The organism is Phytohabitans houttuyneae (assembly GCF_011764425.1).
Taxonomy (GTDB): domain Bacteria; phylum Actinomycetota; class Actinomycetes; order Mycobacteriales; family Micromonosporaceae; genus Phytohabitans; species Phytohabitans houttuyneae.
Window position 1 is genome coordinate 710,570 of sequence record NZ_BLPF01000002.1, and the last position, 20,221, is coordinate 730,790.

The 20,221-nt window shown below is 70.3% G+C and carries 17 protein-coding genes and 1 pseudogene; 7 read left to right on the forward strand and 11 right to left on the reverse strand.

Features of this window, described 5'->3' with window-relative positions; translation table 11 throughout:
* Positions 1-5: 5 nt before the first annotated feature.
* From Phou_RS26620 to Phou_RS26630, 3 genes are all read left to right on the forward strand, one after another.
* The gene (locus Phou_RS26620) at positions 6-698 is read left to right on the forward strand and encodes a hypothetical protein (protein ID WP_173060359.1); all 693 of its coding nucleotides are present in this window, start codon (positions 6-8) and stop codon (positions 696-698) included.
* A 377-nt stretch (positions 699-1,075) separates the two neighbouring features.
* Entirely contained in the window at positions 1,076-2,134 is a 1,059-nt protein-coding gene (locus tag Phou_RS26625) for a LacI family DNA-binding transcriptional regulator (protein ID WP_246273876.1), read from the forward strand.
* A gap of 43 nt (positions 2,135-2,177) precedes the next feature.
* Entirely contained in the window at positions 2,178-2,894 is a 717-nt protein-coding gene (locus Phou_RS26630; RefSeq protein WP_173060366.1) for a VOC family protein, read from the forward strand.
* A 115-nt stretch (positions 2,895-3,009) separates the two neighbouring features.
* Here the strand turns inward: Phou_RS26630 and Phou_RS26635 are convergent, their stop codons facing one another.
* The 5 genes from Phou_RS26635 to Phou_RS54545 form a co-directional block, all read right to left on the reverse strand.
* Positions 3,010-3,471 (reverse strand): hypothetical protein, encoded by a 462-nt coding sequence (locus Phou_RS26635; protein ID WP_173060369.1) that lies wholly within the window; start codon positions 3,469-3,471, stop codon positions 3,010-3,012.
* Positions 3,468-3,746, reverse strand: coding sequence for a hypothetical protein (locus tag Phou_RS26640; protein WP_173060372.1), 279 nt, complete (start codon positions 3,744-3,746; stop codon positions 3,468-3,470). The genes Phou_RS26635 and Phou_RS26640 overlap by 4 nt, the downstream gene beginning before the upstream one ends.
* A gap of 62 nt (positions 3,747-3,808) precedes the next feature.
* A complete protein-coding gene (locus Phou_RS50670) occupies positions 3,809-8,758 on the reverse strand; it encodes a S1 family peptidase (protein WP_281365085.1) in 4,950 nt (1,649 codons plus the stop codon).
* Positions 8,759-8,780: 22 nt separating this feature from the next.
* On the reverse strand, positions 8,781-9,110 hold the full coding sequence (locus tag Phou_RS26650; RefSeq protein WP_173060375.1) for a trypco2 family protein: 330 nt from the start codon (positions 9,108-9,110) through the stop codon (positions 8,781-8,783).
* Between the two features lie 216 nt (positions 9,111-9,326).
* Positions 9,327-9,449 (reverse strand): hypothetical protein, encoded by a 123-nt coding sequence (locus tag Phou_RS54545; protein WP_281365086.1) that lies wholly within the window; start codon positions 9,447-9,449, stop codon positions 9,327-9,329.
* Positions 9,450-9,802: 353 nt separating this feature from the next.
* Between Phou_RS54545 and Phou_RS26655 the strand changes: the two are divergent.
* Positions 9,803-10,896 (forward strand): annotated as a pseudogene (locus Phou_RS26655) (glycoside hydrolase family 11 protein).
* A gap of 47 nt (positions 10,897-10,943) precedes the next feature.
* On the opposite strand, the gene Phou_RS26665 reads toward Phou_RS26655, so the two are convergent.
* The 5 genes from Phou_RS26665 to Phou_RS26685 form a co-directional block, all read right to left on the reverse strand.
* Positions 10,944-11,555, reverse strand: a complete 612-nt coding sequence (locus Phou_RS26665) for a hypothetical protein (RefSeq protein ID WP_173060381.1) — start codon at positions 11,553-11,555, stop codon at positions 10,944-10,946.
* 10 nt (positions 11,556-11,565) lie between these two features.
* Complete coding sequence (locus Phou_RS26670) at positions 11,566-12,186, reverse strand: matrixin family metalloprotease (protein ID WP_173060385.1); 621 nt, start codon at positions 12,184-12,186, stop codon at positions 11,566-11,568.
* Positions 12,187-12,189: 3 nt separating this feature from the next.
* Entirely contained in the window at positions 12,190-12,507 is a 318-nt protein-coding gene (locus Phou_RS26675; RefSeq protein ID WP_173060388.1) for a hypothetical protein, read from the reverse strand.
* Positions 12,508-12,612: 105 nt separating this feature from the next.
* Positions 12,613-13,635, reverse strand: a complete 1,023-nt coding sequence (locus Phou_RS26680) for a family 43 glycosylhydrolase (RefSeq protein WP_173060391.1) — start codon at positions 13,633-13,635, stop codon at positions 12,613-12,615.
* Between the two features lie 24 nt (positions 13,636-13,659).
* Positions 13,660-14,094, reverse strand: a complete 435-nt coding sequence (locus Phou_RS26685; protein WP_173060394.1) for a hypothetical protein — start codon at positions 14,092-14,094, stop codon at positions 13,660-13,662.
* A gap of 112 nt (positions 14,095-14,206) precedes the next feature.
* On the opposite strand from Phou_RS26685, the gene Phou_RS26690 reads away from it, so the two are divergent.
* Complete coding sequence (locus tag Phou_RS26690; RefSeq protein WP_173060397.1) at positions 14,207-14,755, forward strand: hypothetical protein; 549 nt, start codon at positions 14,207-14,209, stop codon at positions 14,753-14,755.
* A gap of 73 nt (positions 14,756-14,828) precedes the next feature.
* Here the strand turns inward: Phou_RS26690 and Phou_RS26695 are convergent, their stop codons facing one another.
* Positions 14,829-17,516, reverse strand: a complete 2,688-nt coding sequence (locus Phou_RS26695) for a sugar-binding protein (RefSeq protein WP_173060399.1) — start codon at positions 17,514-17,516, stop codon at positions 14,829-14,831.
* Between the two features lie 414 nt (positions 17,517-17,930).
* Between Phou_RS26695 and Phou_RS26700 the strand changes: the two genes are divergently transcribed.
* Together Phou_RS26700 and Phou_RS26705 are read left to right on the forward strand one after the other, a co-directional pair.
* Positions 17,931-19,085 (forward strand): ROK family transcriptional regulator, encoded by a 1,155-nt coding sequence (locus Phou_RS26700; protein WP_173060403.1) that lies wholly within the window; start codon positions 17,931-17,933, stop codon positions 19,083-19,085.
* A 44-nt stretch (positions 19,086-19,129) separates the two neighbouring features.
* A complete protein-coding gene (locus Phou_RS26705) occupies positions 19,130-20,188 on the forward strand; it encodes an extracellular solute-binding protein (protein ID WP_173060406.1) in 1,059 nt (352 codons plus the stop codon).
* The last annotated feature ends 33 nt before the right edge of the window (positions 20,189-20,221 follow it).

Below are 20,221 nucleotides of genomic sequence, written 5' to 3' on the forward strand. Positions count from 1 at the left end.
CCGCCATGAATTTCAGGCAGCAAGTCTCGTCGCTGCGCGCGCGGCTCAGCGTCCTCGTGTCGCTGGCCTTGCTCGTCGCAGCAGCGCTCGTCGCCGGTACGCCGGGCGCCGCCCGCGCCGACCCGGGAACGTGCGGAAACTGTCCGATCCCCTGGCCGCCGCCGCGCATCGTGTACGTGCCCTGCTCGCAGCTCGGGCCCATCGACTGGTGGTTCTTCAACCAGGGGCCGCCGTTCGTCCAGTCGGGCGTGCGTTACACGATCGTCTCGTCCACGCCGACCCTGGACGTGGCGTACGGCCGGTTCGTGGAGAACCCCACCGATCAGCCCATCACCGGCAACTGGACCGCCACCCAGCAGCGGATGGTCACCATGACCTCCAGCATCGCGCTGACCATCGCCGGCAACGGCGGCCGCGCCAACCCGGAGGCGATCGCGCTCAGCGTCACGCTGGCCACCGGCATCCAGGTCGCGGTCTCCTACACCACCACGATTGGCGTCGGCGCCACCGCCGAGGTACCGCCGCGCCGCACGATGCTCGGCGAGTACGGCCTGCGCAGCCTGGACATCGTGATGGATGTCCAGGTCGTGTCGATGATGCAGGACCGGGTGACCTGCGCCTACCGCGAAGGCGGCGCGGAACGGCATACCGCGCACGTGCCAACCATCAACGAGGGCTGGCGCTTCACCCTCACCTGACGGTCCACGAAGGAGCAGGGCCCCCGGTCAGGACGACGGAGGCACCTGCTCCTCGACGCCCGCCGGCGCGCGCCCAACTCAGCGACCGAACGAGGAAACCAGGGCGGCGACGGCGAAGATCAGCGCTGCAGCGGCCCGCGCGGCCGGCACCCGCCGCGCCGGCGCGGGACGACTTCGACGACGAAGAGCTGCACCCGCGCTGGGTGTCGGTGCGCTCCCGGCCAGCCGGGTGCTGGTCGAGGAGCGACCGCCCGGGCTGGCTCACCCCTGCACGCCCGCGGCGGGTCGCTGGGACGCGCGGCCGGGCGCGGATGAGACGGAAGCCGATATCCTTGCCCGACGAACGCGGCGCGCTGCCGGTAGGGAGGGGAGCCAGGTTGTCACATGCCGAGTCGGGTGAGGTCGTGGCCGACCGGGAGGACCCGCGCGGCGACGCAGCCCGGCCCGTGACGATCGCCTACATCGCCGAGAGCGCCGGCGTCTCCATCCCGACGGTGTCGAAGGTCATCAACGGGCGCAACGGCGTCTCTCCGGACACCCGCGCCAAGGTCGAGGCGCTGATCAGCCGGTACGGGTACCGCCGGCCGCCGCCGTCCACCCGCAGCAACATGATGGAGCTCGTCTTCGACCAGCTCGAGCACATGTGGGGCGTCGAGATCATCCGGGGTGTGGAGCGGGTGGCCCGGGAGCAGCGGGTGGGCGTGGTGCTGACCGAGTTCGGCCCGCAGCGCAGCGCGATCCACTACTGGATCGACGACACCCTCGCCCGCCGGCCGGACTGCGTCGTCTCCGTCGCGCAGCTCTCCGACGAGCAGCGCGACCAGCTGCGCGCGCGGGGCATCCCGTTCGTGGTCTTCGACCCGACCGTCGAGCTGCCCGACGGCGTTCCCTTCGTCGGCGCGACGAACTGGTCCGGAGGCCGCTCGGCCACCCGCCACCTGGTCCAGCTGGGGCACCGCCGCATCGCGATGATCGCCGGTCCCGACCGGGTCCTGTGCTGCCGCGCCCGGCTGGACGGGTACCGCGCCGCCATGGAAGCGGCCGGCCTGCCCGTCGACACCGACCTCATCGTGCGTACCGACCTTAATACCGGGTCCGGCCGCGCCGCCGCGCTGGAGCTGCTCGACCGCCCGCAGCGGCCGACCGCGATCTTCGCCAGCAACGACCTGCAGGCCCTCGGCGTGTACCAGGCCGCGCGCGAGCGTGGTCTGCGGATCCCGGCCGATCTGAGCGTGGTCGGCTTCGACGACCTGCCGCTCGCCGCCCTTGTCGATCCGCCGCTGACCACCGTCCACCAGCCGCTGACCGAGATGGCGGTGGCGGCCACCGAGCTCGCGCTCGCCCTCGGCCGCGGGGAGAAGACGCCGCAGGTCGGCCTCGAGCTCGCGACCACCCTCGCGGTCCGAAGCAGCACCGCACCGCCGCCGGCCAGGTGACGCAGGGCAAGATAGGGGGTGCCACGAAAGGGGTGACCTCACCATGATTGGCCGACTCAAGACGGTCGTGCTCGACGCGCCGGACATCGCCGGACTCTCGGCGTTCTACGCCGGGCTCGCGGGATGGACGCAGCGGTACGCCGACGACGAGTGGATCACGATGACCACCGACGACGGCTGGCGGATCGGCTTTCAGGCCGCCCCGGACCACGTGCCGCCGACCTGGCCCGATCCGGCCCGGCCGCAGCAGGCCCACCTCGACCTGCGGGTGCCCGACCTGGAGGTGGGCACAGCGCGGGCGGTCGGGCTCGGCGCGACCCTGCTCAGAAAGAACGAGAGCTGGCACACGCTTGCCGACCCGGCCGGGCACCCGTTCGACCTGTGCCTGAACGCGGACGATCCGAAGACCACGCTGATGGGCGTCATGATCGACTGCCCGGACGCCAAGGAGCTGAGCGGCTTCTACGCCGAGCTGCTCGGCAAGCCGATCACGTACGAGGGCGACGGCATGGCGATGATCGGCGCGGACGGCGAGCATCCGGTGCTCTTCCAGCAGGTGTCGTCGTACCAGGCGCCGAGGTGGCCGGACCCCGCGTACCCGCAGCAGTTCCACCTCGACGTCGTCGTGGACGACGTCGAGCCGGCGGACGAGGCAACCCTGGCCCTCGGCGCCACCCGGTTGCCGGGTGAAGGGGAAAACTGGCGGGTCTACGCCGATCCGGCCGGCAAGCCCTTCTGCCTGGTGTGGGACGTCGAGTAGGGGGTACGCGCCCGGCTCAGGCCGGGGCTGGGGGAGCTGGCCGGCCTCGATGTGGTCCAGCGTGTAAGCCAGCAGCCAGCGGTAGCCCAGCGAGCCGGGGCGGGACAGGCGGTCGCTAGCAGCTGCCGGCGTTGTCGTCGCGTTTCACTGTGGTCCAGCCGAGCCGTTCGCCCGGTACCGATGGCACCCAGTAGGGCTCTCCGTCGTGTGTGGACAGTTCGGCGGCGTACGAGTCGCTGACGGCGTACGCGTGCAGCTCGAACCGCTGGCCCGCGCTCGTCTGGTCGCCGACCACGACGCGGTTGGCGCGCCACGTCTGGCGGGCGGCGTCGAAGCGCAGCGGCTGCTCGTAGTAGTAACGCGTGTGGCCGGGGACGCGGACGAAGAGCACCGCGGTGCGACCTCTCGGCGGCGAGTCGCCCGTGCCGTGCACGTCCGAGCAGTTGGGCACCGTCCCCGCGCTGGTGAAGCTGAACGCCACCGGCGGCGGGGGCGCCGGCGTGCTCGGCTTGGCCAGGGTGGGCGTGGGCGTCGCCGATGGTGACGCAGTCGGTGACGGGGTCGGGGACTGGCTCACCGGCGGCTCGGTGGCCGGTGCCGTCGTCTGCGGCGAGGCCGGGGAGTCGTGGGTGTGCCCTGTGGAGTCGTCGAAGTCTGTGGCCCAGGCTTGTCGGCGGCGAGCACCAGGTACGTCGGCAGGGCGCCGAAGACGCCGACGATCAGGGTCGCCGCCACACCGAGCGCCGCGACCTGGCCGCCCGCCTTCAGGGAGCGCCACCACCGCCGGAAGCCGGTCCGCCGCCGCTCCGGTGTGCCTGCTGCCATGTCGCGGGCCTCCTCGGTTCCGTGCACGTTGTCAGTGCATCGGCTGCGGCGGCGACGCGCCCGTTCTTGTCGGATGGCCGACGGTCAGATCACGCCGGCGTGGGGTCCGTGGGGTCCGAGTCGGCGCGGATCGTCCACAGTGTCCCCTTCAGCTCGGCGGTGAATGGGACGCCGCTTTCGAGCAGCGTCTGAGCCAGCGGTGCGGCCGCTGGCCCGTCCGCGTTGCTGCCGAGCCAGGCGCGCGTGGCGTCCTCCAGCCACCGCACCTCGTCGCCGGTCAGGTCGTCGCGCCGCGCGACGGACGCGATAACCAGATGGGCGTTGGTGACCTCGGCGAACGTTGCCAGCCACGTGCGGGCCAGGCGCATGACCGTCTGCCGGATGTCGGGGTCCAGTGCCGGCTCGCCGACGATCACTCCCAGGGTGAACCGGCTCTTCGGCGCGCTGATCCGCTGCTCGATGACCCGCAGGTGCCCGGCCAGGACGTCGCGGACGAGGTCGGGCTGCGCGGACTGCCGGTGGAAGAGGGCCTGGAGGACGAACCGTGCACCGTAAGCGTGCAGCTTCTCCCGGCTCAGCCAGAGCTCCGCCGCTTTGAACGCCCGGGGTAGCAGGTCATCCGGCAGGTCCTGGCTGCCCAGCACGTCGGAGATGATCTCGGACGCGCGCGGCGTTCCGGCGTACTCGTCGAGCCAGCCCACCGCGGCCCGAAGCACGCGGCGTCGCGTCCGGGCGTCCGAGACGTGCGGCTGCAGCATCAGGACGATGACCTGGCGGGCCTCCGTGGTGGATTCGAAGTGCGAGAGCCACTGCAGCGCCCGTTCCGTCAGCCGCAGGCGCTGGTCGTCGGTGAGGTCCCAACTGCCCTCGTCCGGGCCGTCCTGGAGAACGGCTCGGAGGGCCGCGCCGGCGGTCGCCTCCTGCCACCACGCGTCCAGCCAGGACATCACCGCGTTGACGGCGGCCTGGCGAAGCGCGGACGGCCGGCGGGCGATCTGCAGCAGGGCGTCGATGAGGTAGCGCGTGTCCGGCAGCTTGCCGTGGTCGTGGAGCCAGGTTTGCGCGGTGGTGAAGGCGGCGGTGCGCAACGCCGCCGGCAGCTCGTGCGCCTGCAGCAGCGCCTGGATGAGAAACCGCGAGTCCGGCAGTTTGCCGTGTATCCGCAGCGAGGTCTCCGCCGCGCTGTACGTGGTGGTGCGCAGGTCCGCCGGCAACCCGGTGACGCGCAGCAGTACCTCGATGAGAAAGCGCGCGTCGGGGTGCTCGCCGTAGCGCCGCAGCCACGTCTGTGCGGTGCTGTAGGTGGCGGTGCGCAGGTCCTCGGGCGGATCTTTGGCCTTCAGGAGTACCTGCAGCAGGAAGTTGGTCCCGGGGTCGTCGGGATGGGCACGCAGAGAGGTCAGGGCCGCGGTGAACGTGGTCGTGCGTAGCTCCGCCGGCAGTCCGTCGGCCCGGAGCAGGATCTCGATGAGGTACCGCGCGTCGGGGTGCTTGTCGTGGGTCTGCAGCCAGGTTTGGGCGGTGCTGTAGGTGGTGGCGCGCAGCTCCTCGGGCAGGTCGTCGGCCTGCCGGAGGAGCACCTGGAGCAGGTAGTTGGTGCCGAGGTGCTTGCCGTGGGTCCGCAAGGTGGTGAGGGCGGTGGTGTGTGTGGTGGTGCGCAGGTCGTCGGGCAGGTCGGCGAGGCGGAACAGGATCTGGAGGAGGAAGGCCGAGCCGACGTCGGCGCCGTGGGTCCGCAGCGACGTCCGCGCCGCGGTCAGGGCGGTGGCGCGCAGGTCCGCCGGCAGCCCTTCGGTCTGCAGCAGCACCTCGATGAGGTACCGCGCGTCGGGGTGCTTGTCGTGGGTCTGCAGCCAGGTCTCGACCGTGGCGTAGGTGGTGGTGCGCAGGTCCTCAGGGGCGTCTTTGGCCTTCAGGAGCACTTGCAGCAGGAAGCTCGCCCCGAGGTGCTCGCCGTGGATCTGCAGCCAGGCCCGTGCCGTGCTGAAGGTGGCGGTGCGCAGGCTCTCGGGCAGGTCTTTGGCCTTCAGGAGTACCTGCAGCAGGAAGTTCGCGCCGAGGTGCTCGCCGTGGACACCGAGCCAGGCTTCGGCCGTGCCGTGGGTGGCCGTGCGCAGCTCCTCGGGCAGCCCGCTGTCCTGCACCAGCGCCTGCAACAGGTAGTTTGCCGTCTCCGTCGTCCCGTACCGGCTCAGCCAGTCCTGCGCCGCGGCACGGACGACCGCGACCATGTCCGCGGACATCGCGGGCTGAGCCAGCGCCCTGCGGATGAGGTAGTCGGCGGTCGCGCTGTCCGAGTTTTCCTCGAGCCACTCCCGGACGTGCCCGAGCGTCTCGGTGAGCGTCGCGTGGGTGAGGTCGCGCCGTCCCAGCAGGTGCGCCAGTACGTAGTTGGCTTCCGGCATCGTCGAGTGGCTTGCGATCCAGCGCCGGGCGAACCCGATCAGACCGGAGGAGCGGTCTTCCGGTACGCCCGAGTCGCTGAGCAGCCCGGGCAGCACATAGCTCGCGTCGACGCTCTGGCCGTGCGGGCGCAGCCAGGCGCGGGCGAACGTGACGAGGGGGTCGATGGCGTGGGCGGGCAGGTTTTTGACCTTGCTCAGCGCTTGCAGGAGGTAGGACGCCCCCAGCTGGGTGCCGTTTTCGGCCAGCCACTCCAGGGCGAAGTCGACCAGCCGCTCAAGGTCGGGGTCCCCGTCGTGGTCCACGACGTCGCACCACAGGATCGCGCTGAGCAGAAAGTCGGACTGCGCGTCGCGGGCGTGGAACTGCAGCCAGTTGAGTCCGAGCTGGACGGCGGCGCGGCCCTGCTCCGGCGGCAGGTCGTCGCGCCTGACCAGGATGCGCATGAGCTGGCTGACGCCGCCAAGAGGGCGTCCGGTCAGCCACGCCAGGGCGTAGTCGGCCAGTTCGGCGGCCGTGTCCCGGCGTTGCGGGGGCAGGCTGCGGGCGGCCGCCAGAAGCAAGGTGTACGCCTCGTGCCGGTGCCCGAGCGCGGCGAGCAGCGGGCTGAACAGATGCTTCCAGTACTCCTGCCGGGTGGTGGTGAGCATCCCGCTGCTCAGCAGCACCGCCGCCGTCCGCGCCCCCGCACCCGGATCCTGCAGCAGCAGCTGCGCCACCTGCTCGCGCCGCTGCGCGAACCACCGGTCGGTCTCGGCGACCACCGCCGCGTGCTGCTGCTCGTCGAGGTCGTCGACAAGCCGGCTGAGCGCGACGAGGGCGTGCTCCAGGGAGCCCGGCCGCCCGCTGACGGCGTCCAGCAGCTGAGCCGTGATCGCCGGTCGCAGGGCGTGCGTGGTGCTCCAGAACATGACGCCTGCGACGAGGAAGTCGGTGACGACGTCGTGCACGGATTCGAGGACGTCGTCGACCTTGGTGAGCCAGCCCATCTCGGTGAGCAGGCGTAGCAGGTTCGCCGCGGAGGCGCGGTCGCCGAACAGGTGCGTGGCGGCCTCCAGCAGCGCCGGCTCGTCCGCCGGCGTGGCGAGGAAGACCGCCGCGGCCGCCTGGATGTGTACCTTCACCTGCGGACCCCAGAGGCTGTCCGGGGTGTCGAGCCGGGGTACGAGCTGGTCCTCGTCCAGCCGGATGTCGAGCCACTGCTGCAGATCGCTGGCGTCCATGCTCGCGCGGGGCAGCGGCGGCAGGTCGCGCTTGATCCGGTCTTCGATCTGCCGGGCCACCAGCAGGGTCAGGATCGGGCGGATGGCGCCGGTGTACGCCAGCAGCGTCTCCGGTCCCAGCGTCTTCGCCGCGCGCGGGGCGGCCGCCTGTGCGAGCGACGCGCAGATGGCCTTCAGATCTTCGCCTTCGGGCTCCAGGCGGATCTGTTCCAGGGCGACCACGTCACGCGCGTGGGCCGCCGTGAGCAGCCAGCCGGTACGCGCACTGGCCACGACGGCAAGGCGCGGGCTTGCGCCCCGCCGGCTCTGCTGCACCAGTGCCAGCAACTGCGCCAGGTCCAGGTCCTTGGCCATGCTCTGGTTGAGGTAGTCGACGACCAGCAGCACCGGCGTAAACGAGGACCGCACGACCGCGGCCACGTGATCCACCACCGCGGCGGCGTTTCCCGGGCGGACGTGCAGGACGGTCCAGTCGTCCTCGACCGCCAAGCCGGCGACCTCCAGCAGCGTGCGGGTCTTGCCGACGCCACCGTGCCCGCTCACCAGCACGGAGTTCGCCCCGTCGCCGGCACGCAGCCGCCGCCAGATGTTGCGTGGATGCCACGCGGTCGTGGACGGTGGCTCGACGTAAGGCATCACGTCGTACAGCAGGCTGGACCGGTACCCCTCGAGCGACCGCAGGATCGTCTGGTGATGCACGACGCACGGCGGGCCGGCGGGCCCAGGCCGTACGACACTCAACGAGGCGCTCCGCGTGACCCCGAGGGCCGACCACCACTGGTCCGCCTCCGCCGCGCCGTCCAGCGCGGTCAGCGGAATGGCGATCAGCGCACCCGGACCCTCGGACAACCCGTGTGTCGTCACGACGGCCGCCAAGTGACCGTCGACCAGGACCGGCGCCCCGGAGAAACCCTGCCACGGCGAACCCGGCCCGGTGGTCGCCGGCGGGCTGCCGCCGACGTCGATGCGCAGCAGGCCGTCCCGCAGCCGGCTCATGACGTCGATGCTCCCGACCGCCGAGTAGGTGCTGCGGCGCGCCCCGACCGGGCCGTCCATGAACCGCGGCCAGCCCACCACCCGCACCGACTCCAGCGCGCCCATGCCGCCGCGGTCGATCTCCGCGACCGGAAAGGGCGGCGCGTCCAGCGCGGGGTCGTCGATCTCCACGATCGCCAGGTCCGGGGCGGTGCCGGCACCGGGAGCGCGCGGGTCGCCGCGCCACCGCACCTGCCCGGTGTACCGGTTGCCCACCGCGTCGTCCAGCAGCACCGTCCGGGCACCGGCGACTACGTGCGCGCAGGTGAGCACCGCCCGGCCCGCCACAAGAAAGCCCGAACCGTAGGCATAACGGCCACCTGGGCGACCGCTGCCGCGATCGGCGACTATTCCGAGGACACGCTCTGCGACCCGCATTGGAGGCTGCCTGTGGAACGCCTCACCGCTTCAACTGGTCCGCCGTGTCTGTGACGCTCACCTGATTTCCGTGCGCGTCCACAGGAGCGCCCAACTCTAGGATGATCGTGCTGACCGCCTCGTCCTGCCGGCCCACCTCGCCGCCCAGCTCCGCGTTGACGAACGGCACCTTGAAGCCCGCCTTGCCGCTCTTGCTGCGGGTCGCGACAACCTTCAGCTCGATCGTCGCCGACGTCACCGGAAACGTCGGGAAGCCGGACCCGCTGGCGGCGGCCGCCGCGAGATCCGCCTTCAGCGCCTCGATCGCGTCAGCGAGGCCCCATCCCCGAGCGTCCGTGTCGTCGACATCCATCGGCACACCCTCCCGGCGCTTCGCCTGCCTCGCGGTAGCTCAGGACCCTACCAGTCGTGGTCCACGAGGGACTTTCCCAAGACTCCTTGTTGACACCGCCCTCGGCCAGGTGGTCGTCCATGACCGCGGCGATCCGGACGGGGGCCGCTGCGCCGCTCAGCCACCCGCGACCGGCCGCACGGCGTCGAGGCTGGGCGCGGCCGACAGCGGCCGTCTTCAGCCCGCTGCCGGCCCGCCGCCGACGGCGAGCCCATCCGCCTCGGCGTCCGCGCCCGTGAACTGTTTGGCCACCTCCAGCGCGCAGCTGGCCATCCTGCCGGCCGGCGTGGCGGCGGGCACGAAGGTGCGCGGTCAGCCCCGCGACCGCGCACGCACCGGCGGAATCAAGATGCCCGCTCTACCCCTCCGAAACTTCCGGAGACGTGCCGGAATAATCGATCAGTCGCATGGCGTCACGGCGCATTGACTTATCGAGACCTGTCGAGTGCGTGCCGCGTTCTCCAGGAGTTGGCGACAACCGCACCTTCCGCAATCCTTCCGGGAACTTGTTGACAAGTGCAGTCGGGTTGATCAATACTGCGAACATTGATGAACCTCTACGTCTGCCGCCGCCGGGCCACGGGCAGCGCAGTTCATCGCGAGTCGTGTCTTGCAGCGGCCCTCGGGCCGCCTCACGAAAAGGATGCACGCGCGTGAATGACAACCCCACCATCGCCAGGCGCCGCTGGCGCACCCGCACGAGACTGCTCGTCGCCGGTGCCAGTGCCGTCGTGCTCGCCGCGACGTCGGCGACCCTGGCCACCGTCGCCCACGCCGAGGCCGACCGGACCGTCACCTCGAACGTCGAGGGTACCCACAACGGTTACTTCTTCTCGTACTGGAAGGACAACGGCAACGTCACGATGGTGCTGGGTCCCGAGGGGAACTACCGGGTCCAGTGGAGCAACATGAACAACATGGTCGTCGGCAAGGGCTGGAACCCCGGCTCGAGCCGCACCGTGAACTACTCGGGCACCTTCAGCCCGAACGGCAACGGCTACCTGGCGCTGTACGGCTGGACGCGCAACCCGCTCATCGAGTACTACGTCGTCGAGGACTTCGGCAGCTACAACCCCAGCTCGGGCGCCACCCGGCTCGGGTCCATCACCACTGATGGCAGCACCTACGACCTCTACCGCACGCAGCGCGTCAACCAGCCGTCGATCGACGGCACCGCTACGTTCTACCAGTACTGGAGCGTCCGGCAGCAGCACCGGACCAGCGGCACCATCACCACCGCGAACCACTTCAACGCGTGGTCCCAGGCCGGCCTGAACCTCGGTACGCACTACTACCAGATCATGGCCACCGAGGGGTACCAGAGCAGCGGCAGCTCCAACATCACGGTCAGCCAAGGTCCCGGCCCCAACCCGCCGACGACCCCGAACGTGACCACCCCGCCCCCGAACAACACCACCCCGCCCCGAACCAGGGCGGCGCCTGCCGGGCGACCAACTCGGTCAGCGCGTGGAACACCGGCTTCACCAACAACATCACGATCACGAACACCGGCTCGTCCGCGATCAACGGCTGGTCGCTGAGGTTCAACCTGGCCTCCGGGCAGACCATCACCAGCGGCTGGAACGCCTCGTACTCACCGAACAGCGGCCAGGTGACGGCCACCAACGTCAGCTACAACGGCTCGATACCGGCTGGCGGGTCGACCACGATCGGCTTCCAAGGCACACACACCGGCAATACCGCCGCGCCGAGCGGGTTCACCCTCAACGGCGCCACCTGCAGTTAAGCAATGCTCGTCGGTGCCGGGCCTGGCAGCAGGCCCGGCACCTTCGGCTATCCACGTGGGCCCGCTTTCGCGCTCAACGCTTCGAGCTTGTGACGCAGGTCGACCGCGGGGATCCTGGTCCGAGCCGGGTCCGGCGTCTCGGCGTACGTCACGTCGACGAACACGTCACCGGCGGCCTTGTACACGAAATGCGGCGTGATGGCGGGCTCCGGCTCCAGGTCCAAAGTGGATCGGACTCCGCCGAAGATGACCAGCCGCGTGCCGGGGGTGAACGTGCTCTTTGCCGGCGCCTCGTCGATCACGTACCGCAGGCCACCGGCCTTTCCGCCCATCGAGCGCACCGTGACCTTCGAGCCGGCCGCCGCGTCACCCACATAGCTGCGCTCCACGACGACGGTCACGGGCGTGTAGACCGCCTCGATCGTCCGGCCGCCGGACAGCGAGTCAGCCACCCGGCGGTCGGCCCGTACGGCGGTGACCGTCCCCTCGAAGACGTACGCGTTGTCGAAGAAGGCCAGCGCGCTGTCCGGGCTGCTGTCCACGGCATACGCCTGCGCCCGGACCACCCGGTCGCCCGCGGGGGCCGGATCGGCACATCCGGTGGCACCGAGCGCCACCGCGGTCGAGGCCACCAAGAGCACCGGCCAGTTGCTTCTCATCCCAACCTCCTCAGTAAAGCGAGCGCACGCCGGCGATGTCGTCGGTGGTCAGAAACCGTCGAGTACCCGTGTTGACGGTCGTCATGACGGCGAACTGCTCAGCGGCGGTGTAGTCGGTACCGTCGGTGCACGGCCCTGGGTTGGGATGGGCGAGGCCGGTGAAGTGCCCCATCTCGTGGACCACGACTGTCGCCGTGTCGGCCACGCCGCCGGTGACGTTCTGGTTGCCGTTGATCCATTCGTACCGGTCGGACAGCCACAGGTCGCCTTGGTCGTGGGTCGTGCCGCTGATGAACGACCGCTGCGCGTACCCGGGCGCCGTCCCCATGATCGAGCTGTACGCGTGCTCGCCCCGGAACTTGAACAGCAGCCACCCGTCCTGATAGGAGGGTGCGTTGTAGCGCAGGACGGACTCGCTGCGGTTCCACTGGCTGGTGCCGTGCTCCAGCCCCCACCGCATGCCGCTCGGGAAGCTCGGGTCGAGCCCCATCCCGCGGCTGGTCGTCGGGTTTTTCCACGTGGTCAGGTTGCTGGTGCAGAACGCCGCGGCCGGCGCTCCCGTCACGGCGACTGTGCCCGCGACGAGCGTGCCGGCCAGCGCGGTCCGCACCATCCAGGTGAACGGTCGCATGGGTCAGCGCACCTCGTACCACGCGTCGTAGAGGCGGGGCGGGCCGGAACAGGTGGCCGATGACGTCGCCTGGATGTTGACCCAGGGACCGGGGCGGGTCGCGATGATCGGATCGCTGCCGGGCTTGATGGTGATGCACTCCAGCACCACGCGGGACTCGCCCGTGCCGCCCGAACACCACACGTTGGCGCCATCCACGGGCGTTTCCATCTGCAGGACGCAGCCGGTCGGCACGGCCTGGGCCGCGGTGGCGCCGCCGCCCAGCATCCCGGCCGTGACGATGGCGCTGCTGACCAGCAGCCGCCCAGCGAGAGTTTTCATCCCTGCCTCCACGACGCTCGTGGTCCGGACCGTCCGGACCTCGTGCCACTGCCGAACAGCGTCGTGGGTGGCCTTCATCGAAACGGCATCGATCCATTCATCGCCTCAGCGGGCGTCGACGCGCCATTCGTCGTGCCACTCGATGAGCGGCATGTCGCCGTCGAAGCGGATGGGGAGCCAGACGTAGTCGGCGACCGAGGTGTCGACCGGCGGGGGAGTGAAGGAAGCCCCGCCGCTGGCGTAGAGCTGGTGGAAGGCCTCGGTCTGGTTCGACTGCTCCTCGGCCAGGTGCGGCAGCCACCGGTCGGCGAGCGCGATGTAGAGGTCCGGCTCGCTCGGGTGACGGAAGACCGAGCTGACCTGCGAGCGAAACGAGGTGCCGCTCGGGTCCGTCGGGTGCGGGTCTCCCAGGACGGTGTACGGCCCGTGGTACGTCCCGGCCACCGCCACCTCGGACGCGTTGGGGTAGTACCAGGTCGTGCCCGAGGTGATCAGGTAGTGCCTGTCGCGGCGGCGGAAGTACGCGGGCGCCTCCCGCACGAGCGGCGGGTGCGGCTGCGGAAAGTGCCTGGAGTAGCGGCCGGTGACGTCGGTGAGGTCGTCGGTGAGGTCGGCGCAGATCAGCTCGCTGCGGACCCGCTCGAAGAAGTAGTAGCCCTTGCCGTCGACCGGGTCCACGGCAAGGTCGAAGTCCCCGGCGTACATGCCCAGCGGTGCGAGGCCGGTGCGCACGATCTGGTACGGCCCCAGGACCGAGTCGGCGGTCAGGACCGTGCTGAGGTGCGACCCGTCGTCGGCCCAGACCTTCAACCAGCAGACCCATTTCCCGGTACGCGCATTGTGGACGATGTGCGGCCGGTCCATCCCCTGGGCCGGGTGCAGCGGGGAGTCGGGGTCGTGCGGCACCGGTGGGATGATCAGGCCGCGGTCGTCCCAGTTGTAGAGGTCGGTGGAGGAGTAGCAGCGCACACCCCAGTGCCAGATGCCGCTGCCCGGCGTGGAGCGCTCCTTGTTCTCGCCGTACCAGTAGTAGGTGCCGTCGACGAACAGCAGCGAGCCGCCGTGCGCCTGGATGCGCTCACCCTTGGTGTCGTGCCACACCTGCCCGGGCCGGAACGAGTCGTACATCGATCGTTCCCCGCGACACCGGCCTCAGCGGATCTGGATCGCGGTCGGCGGTACGGAGCCGTGCTGGAGGCCGCCGCCTCCCTCGACGTAGCCGGAGGCGCTCCACGTCGCGCTCGCGCGGCGGAAGGCGGTGCCGTCGACGGTGGACACGCCGGCCGCGTACCACTGTGGAGTGCCGTCGCAGACGGTCGGCGTGAGGTAGCCGATACCGCGGCGGGTCGCGCCGTTGACCTGCTGGTTGAGGCTCAGGTCGATGACGCCGCGGTCCGGGACGCCGCCCGGGAACGGGCCGCAGGTGTACTGCCCGACAAGGACCGCCGTCGCGGGGGCGTCGCTGAGCAGGGCCCAGCGGGCGGTGACCGTGAGGCCGGCGTCAGCGGCGGCAGTGGCCGTGGCGGCTGGTGCGAGGGTCAGCAGGAGGGAGACGGCGAGCATGAGGGTGGTCGCGATCCGGCGCATCAAACCCCTCCGATCGTTGTTTCCCGCAGCGTATCCACGATCGTTGATCCATTGGCTCGGCTGTTCGACCCTATCGACCGGATCGCCGCGCGGCCCGTGCATGATGTCGGCCATGGCGAAGCCTCCTCCCGGCCGCGGCTGGTACGCGGTCGCGGGTACCGTCACCGCACTCGGCCTGATCGCCGCGACCGTCGTGCTGGTGATCGGCGTGCGCTCGTGGCTCGACGGCTTTCCCGACCTGGGCGAGCGCTTCCGCGGCGGCGAGACCGTGCGGATAGACGTGCGGGCCGGCGAGACCGTCATGCTGTACGCCAGCCCGGACTCCGCCCCGGCGGAGTACGTGTGCGAGGGCGAGGTCGCGGGCTCGCCGATCCAGGTGACCGAGTCGCGGACGTTCACGTTCTTCAGCGGGCTGCAGACCTGGGCGGCGCGCTACGAGCTGGTCGCCGACCAGACCGGGACCGGGCAGCTCACCTGCGTGGCACCCGCGGGGCGCGGCGCTGAGCTGCTGGCAGTGGGAGAGATGCCGGACAACGGGCGGCTCCTGCGCATCCTCGGCACGACGATCGCGATCGCCGGCGGGGCGGCGCTGATCAGCGTCGCGGTCGGCGGCGGGATGGTCCTGGGCGTCTGGAGGCGCCGTCGCCCACGTCGCGGTTGAGGATGCTTCTGAGGCAATAGGGGTGGGAGGGGCCGGCGTGGCCGGCCCCTCCGTCGCATGCCGCCAGGCGTCGTCAGCGCAGCGGCTGGCTGATGCCCGTGGTGGCGTCACCTGACTTGTAAGAGACCAGCACGACGCTGCCGGTCGGGAGCGCTTCGCTGAGCGGGAGCCACACGTACCGCTTGCCGCTCTGCTTGAACGGCACCGTCGACTCCGCCAGGATCCTGCTGCCGTCCCAGATGAATACCCGGGCGGTACCGGACTGGCGTGCCTTGAGATCCACTCCGACGCCGTCGCGCCGTTTCGCGACATCCTCGATGCGGATCGTGTTGGCGGTGAGGGCAGTCCAGCCTCCCGGCGCTACACCGTCCTCACTGGACTGGAGGATGGTCTGCGGCGAGTTCACGCTCAGCGCCGCGGTGTCCGGGATGATCGGCTCCTTGGGCGCGGATGGCTGTGTGCTGTACCCGGCCAGTTTGGCCACGCCCCACCGCCACGGGTCGGCGCGCACGCCGCTCCAGGTGGACCAGCCGACGCGGGTCTGCGCTGCCAGGTCCTGCGTGTCGGAGTCGTTGACCAGGATGTTCATGCCCATCTTCTCCGCGTCCACGCCGTCGGGCAGGACACTGAACGGGACCTTCACCTCGATCCGGTACCCCGTGTAGGGGTTGCTGGTGACGACCGACGCGACGCTCATGCCGGGCGCGGTCTGCGGGCCGGGACCCTGGTGGTTGTCCCGCTCCCGGGCGTAGCAGGGCGGGTTGCCGTTGGCCGGGTCCTTCGTGGCCGGGAAGAGCGCCACGTTGAACACCGTCGACGTGTTCGGCGAGCCGCCGCGCGGGTCGATGCCGAACTCGATGTTGTCGTTGCGCCGCGGTCGCTTGCAGTCCTCCGGCGGGAGTACCGTGCCGAGCACGTCGTCCGTGATGGTGAACAGCGCGTAGACGGCGTCGTCGGTGTAGGTCAGCTGCGCGGTGCCGGAGATGTCGGTCGCCGGCGCCGCGGTGCCCTCCCAGCGGGTGGAGATGTCGATGACCTCACCGGTGTACTCGCCGGGGCTCGCGGTGCCGTCGACCGTCGGTGCGGCCGCGGCCCTGGGGACGCTCGTGACCGGCACGATGTTGAGGATGCCAGGCTCGACCGCGCTGCCCCCGTTGTAGCTGGTCTCGATCTGTACCGGGTAGCGGCCGTCGTTCGGCGCGCGGTTGGCGGTCGGGAGCGACGCGTCGCTGTTCGTCACGGTGAATGTGACCGAGCCGCGGGCGCCGGGCTGCAGGCCGCTGTATGTCTGCTGCGCCTCCGCCACGGTGAAGCCGGCGGGGACCGTGAGCTTCACGGCGCCGGACTGCACGGTGGTGCTGTGGTTGGTGAGGTCGACGCGGACCGGCCGGGTACCCCCGCTGGGGATGCTCAGCATGGAGTCGATCAGCGCGTCGAGCGACTGGACCTGGTTGCGCTCGGTCCACTCGCGGAAGTCGCCCACCTCGGGTAGCGGCTCGAGCGTGCCGCGTACCGGTGCGGTGGCCTGCACCAGCGCGGTGTTGCTGCCGGTGCCGTCCTTCTTGGTGGTCATGAGCGCCCGCAGCCGGAACCGCGTGCCGGCGGTCAGGTTCTGCGACGGCGTCACGGTGAACCGGGCGATGGACTCGCCGTTCTTGGTGACGGTGCCGATGTTGCCGTCACCCTTGACGGTCCAGCCCGACGGGACGTCGAGCGTCACCCGCGCGCCCGGGATGGCCTGCGTGGCCCGCACGTGGGTCTTGACCACGAACGGCTGCCCGGCCAGCACCTCCCAGCTCTCCGGACGGACGTGCACCTCGGTACCGAGCGGGAGGCCGCCCTTGGCGCGGATGCTGGTGCCCTGCAGCGCCGCGGTGCCGCCGACGTTCGGGTCGGGGTACGGGCTCCGGCTGTCGATCATCGTGATGCGGTTGCAGCCGATGCTCGCGGGGTTGGTCTGCGCGTCCGCGGTGTCGGCCCAGCCCTGGGACGCGTACTCGCGGCGCGCCCACACGTTGACCTGGTTCCACCGCGTGCCGTCGTGAGTGGCCGACTCGTAGCCCTGCCAGGTCCCGAAGATGACGTTGGTCGGCTGGGCCGGGGTGAACGTGGTTTCGCAGGCCGGCCCGTTCTGGCTGCTCCCGCTGCCGCCGGCCTGGAAGAGCCGGGCCACCCGGAACGGCCGGAGCCCTTCCTTCTTGATCTGCTCCGGGAAGGCGTTGGGGTCGGCCGCGGCATAGAACGCCTCGACGGCGAGCATCGCGGCCTCTTGGTGGTTGCCGTGGTTACCCTGCGTCGCCGACGGGTTCATCGTGACGATGACCTCGGGCCTGGTGGTCCGGATGGTCCGCACGATGCGGGACAGGGAGTTCTGGTAGCCCCAGATCTGCTCGGACAGGGGCGCGCTCGCGGTGTAGTAGAAGTCCAGCGCGTCGAGGTTGTACACGTTCTTGACGCCGGCCCAGCCGACGGCGCGCCGCTCCTCGGCCTCACGCAGGATGCCGAGCGCCGGACCTTCCTCGAGACCGACCGCGTTGCCGCCGCCCTCACCGCGGGTCATCGTGATGACGCCCGCCTTCATGTCGTGAGTCTCGTTCCAGTAGCCGAACATGCCGAGCTGTCCGGCCTCGTCGTCCGGGTGTGCGCCGATGAACATGATGTCGAGGTCGATCGGTTGGCTTGGCTTCGCTTGCGCGGGGCTGGCCAGGCCCGTCAGCAGCAGACCGCACGCGGCGATCACGGCTTTGGCGCGCCATCTCATGTGGACATACCTCTTCGTGTGGAGGACGGGGGTACCAGAGGGCCGGCGTCCGGCGGGAGAGCCTCGGCCGCCGGTTAATTCGGATCAGAAAAAATGCCATGCGCAGGCGGTGTCGACCCGCGCGTGCCGTCCGCGTCCGGAACGGCCGGCGCGGCATGTCACAGCACCACGGCGCACCCCGTTGGCGCTGGAAGGACCTTCGAGCCGTAACGCTAAAGATCACTTCGGAGGGCCGTCAATACCCGTCTGGGCACTTTCTTCGCTATGGAAAGAATCATGGCGAGTCATGGGTCGAAACATCTGGTATGCCCGATGTGAAGCCCTATGTGGACATGAGAAGTGCCAGGTCAGCGCCCTCAGTCGAGATCATTTCGTGACTTGACCGGGGGAGTTTCTTCGCACTAGTAAGAAAGCATGATCACCGAGGGGAAGACGCCGACCAGTCCGGTCAGCCGCGAGCGGTCGCGTGAGATCAAGCGCCAGTCGGTGATCTCGGCTGCTCGGCAGGCACGCCTGCTGTCGCGCGTCGACCTGGCCGAGCGCACCGGGCTGCCGCCCGCAACCCTGACCGCCCTGGTGCGCGAGCTGATCGCGGAGGGCTACCTCATCGAGCGGGGCACGGCCGCGCAGACCACCGGCCGGCCACGGGCGATGCTCGAGTTCAACCCCCGCGCCGAACTTGTCGCCGCGGTCTCCCTGGAGCCGCCGCGGATCACCTGCGAGATCGCCGACAGCAACGGCACGGTGATCGCGCACCGGACGTCGCGGCTCGGCGGCGACATGGTCCAGACGGTCTGCCATTTCGTCGCGGAACTCGTCGGGGACAGCCGCCCCGCGCTGTGCGGCGTAGCGATCGCGGTGCCCGGGGTCTCTTCGGACGGCGCGGTCCGGCTCGCCCCGTCGGTCGGGCTCGTGGAAGCCGAGCCGATCGGCCAGACCGTGCAGCGCGAGCTCGGCGTGCCGGTCGTCGTCGACAACGACGTCAACCTCATGGCCGCGGGGGAGCGGGTGGCCGGCGCGGGTAAGGACGTCGACGACCTGCTGCTGCTACACGTAGCCGACGGGATCGGCGCCGGGCTCATCCTCGACGGCAAGGTGCGCCGCGGGGCGAGCAGCGCGGCCGGCGAGGTCGGCTTCCTCCCGCTCGACCCCGAGCCGGCGCCCGCATACGGCGGCGTCGGTCCCTTCGAGGCGCGTTGGTCGGCCAACGCCATCGCCGAACGGGTCGTTGCCCTGCATCCCGGCCGGCGACCCGAAACGCCGGTCAGCGAGCTGATCGGCCTCGCCGACACCTCCGCCGCGGCCCGTGACTACCTCGATGAGGTGTTGCACGCCTGGGCCCGGCTCATCGTCACCTGTGCCTGCGTCGTCGACCCGGGCCGGGTACTGCTCAGCGGCGCGGCGGCCCAACTCGACGACGCGGCGCTGGCAAAGATCCAGAACCTGGTCTCCGCCAAGGCGCCCGCCTCGACGGAGGTACGGCGGGCAGTGCTCGGAGACCAGGCGGTGCTGCACGGCGCGATCAGCTATGCCCTGTCGGCCGCGGTACGCCTCCCCGCCCTCACCTGACCGATTCCTGGCGCAAACCGATAAACCACCCCCCGGAGGTACCCATGAGACGTCGCCTGGCTCTCAGCATCGCGCTCGGCGCGATGGTCGCCAGCCTGGCCGCGTGTGGCGGCGACAGTGACGAGACCGAAACCCCGAGCGGCGGCGGCGCCGCGGCCGAGAAGATCGTCGTCTACAGCGCCCGCGACAAGAAGGTCACCGACTACGTCGTCGAGCAGTTCGTCGCCAAGCACCCCGAGTACAAGGGCAAGGTCGAGGTGCTCAACATGGGCGCCCAGGAGGTGCTGGAACGCACCCGCGCGGAGAAGGCCAACCCGCAGGGTTCAGTCTGGTGGGGCGGTACCCAGCAGGGCCTGTCCAGCGGCGCGAACGAGGACCTGCTCGAGGCGTGGCAGCCGGCCTTCGCCGGCGAGATGGACGCCAGGTACAAGGACGCACAGGGCCGCTGGTTCGGCGAGATCCTGCTGCCCGAGGTCATCATGTACAACAACAAGGCGATCCCGGCCGACCAGGCGCCGAAGGACTGGGACGAGCTGATCGATCCCAAGTGGAAAGACAAGGTCATCATCCGCGACGTGCCCGCGTCCGGCACCATGCGGTCGATCTACGCCTCGATGATCCAGCGCCTGTCGGCGGACGGCAGCAACCCGCAGCCCGGCTACGACTGGCTCAAGAAGCTCGACGCCAACACCGTCGAGTACGCCGCCAACCCCGCTGACCTCTATCTCAAGATGTCCCGCGAGCAGGGCGTGCTGAGCGCCTGGAACCTGCAGGACATCCTGCTGCAGTCCGAGCAGTCCAACATGCCGTTCGGGTTTGTGATGCCCGCGTCCGGCGCTCCGGTCCTGGTCGACGGTGTCGCCGTCATCAAGGGCGGCAACTCCGAAGGCGCAAAGACCTTCCTGGAGTTCCTTTACGACGGCACGCTGCGGGCCAGCCTGGCCAAGGACTTCTTCCAGATCCCGGCCGTACCGATCGCGGAGCAGCCGGAGTGGTTGGCCAACCTCGGTCTCAAGCCGATGGACGTCGACTGGGACGTGATCGCCAAGCACGAAACCGAGTGGATCAACCATTGGAACGCCGAGATCAAGAACAAGGGCTGACCGGCAGCCGGGCCGCCGCGCACTCGCGGCGGC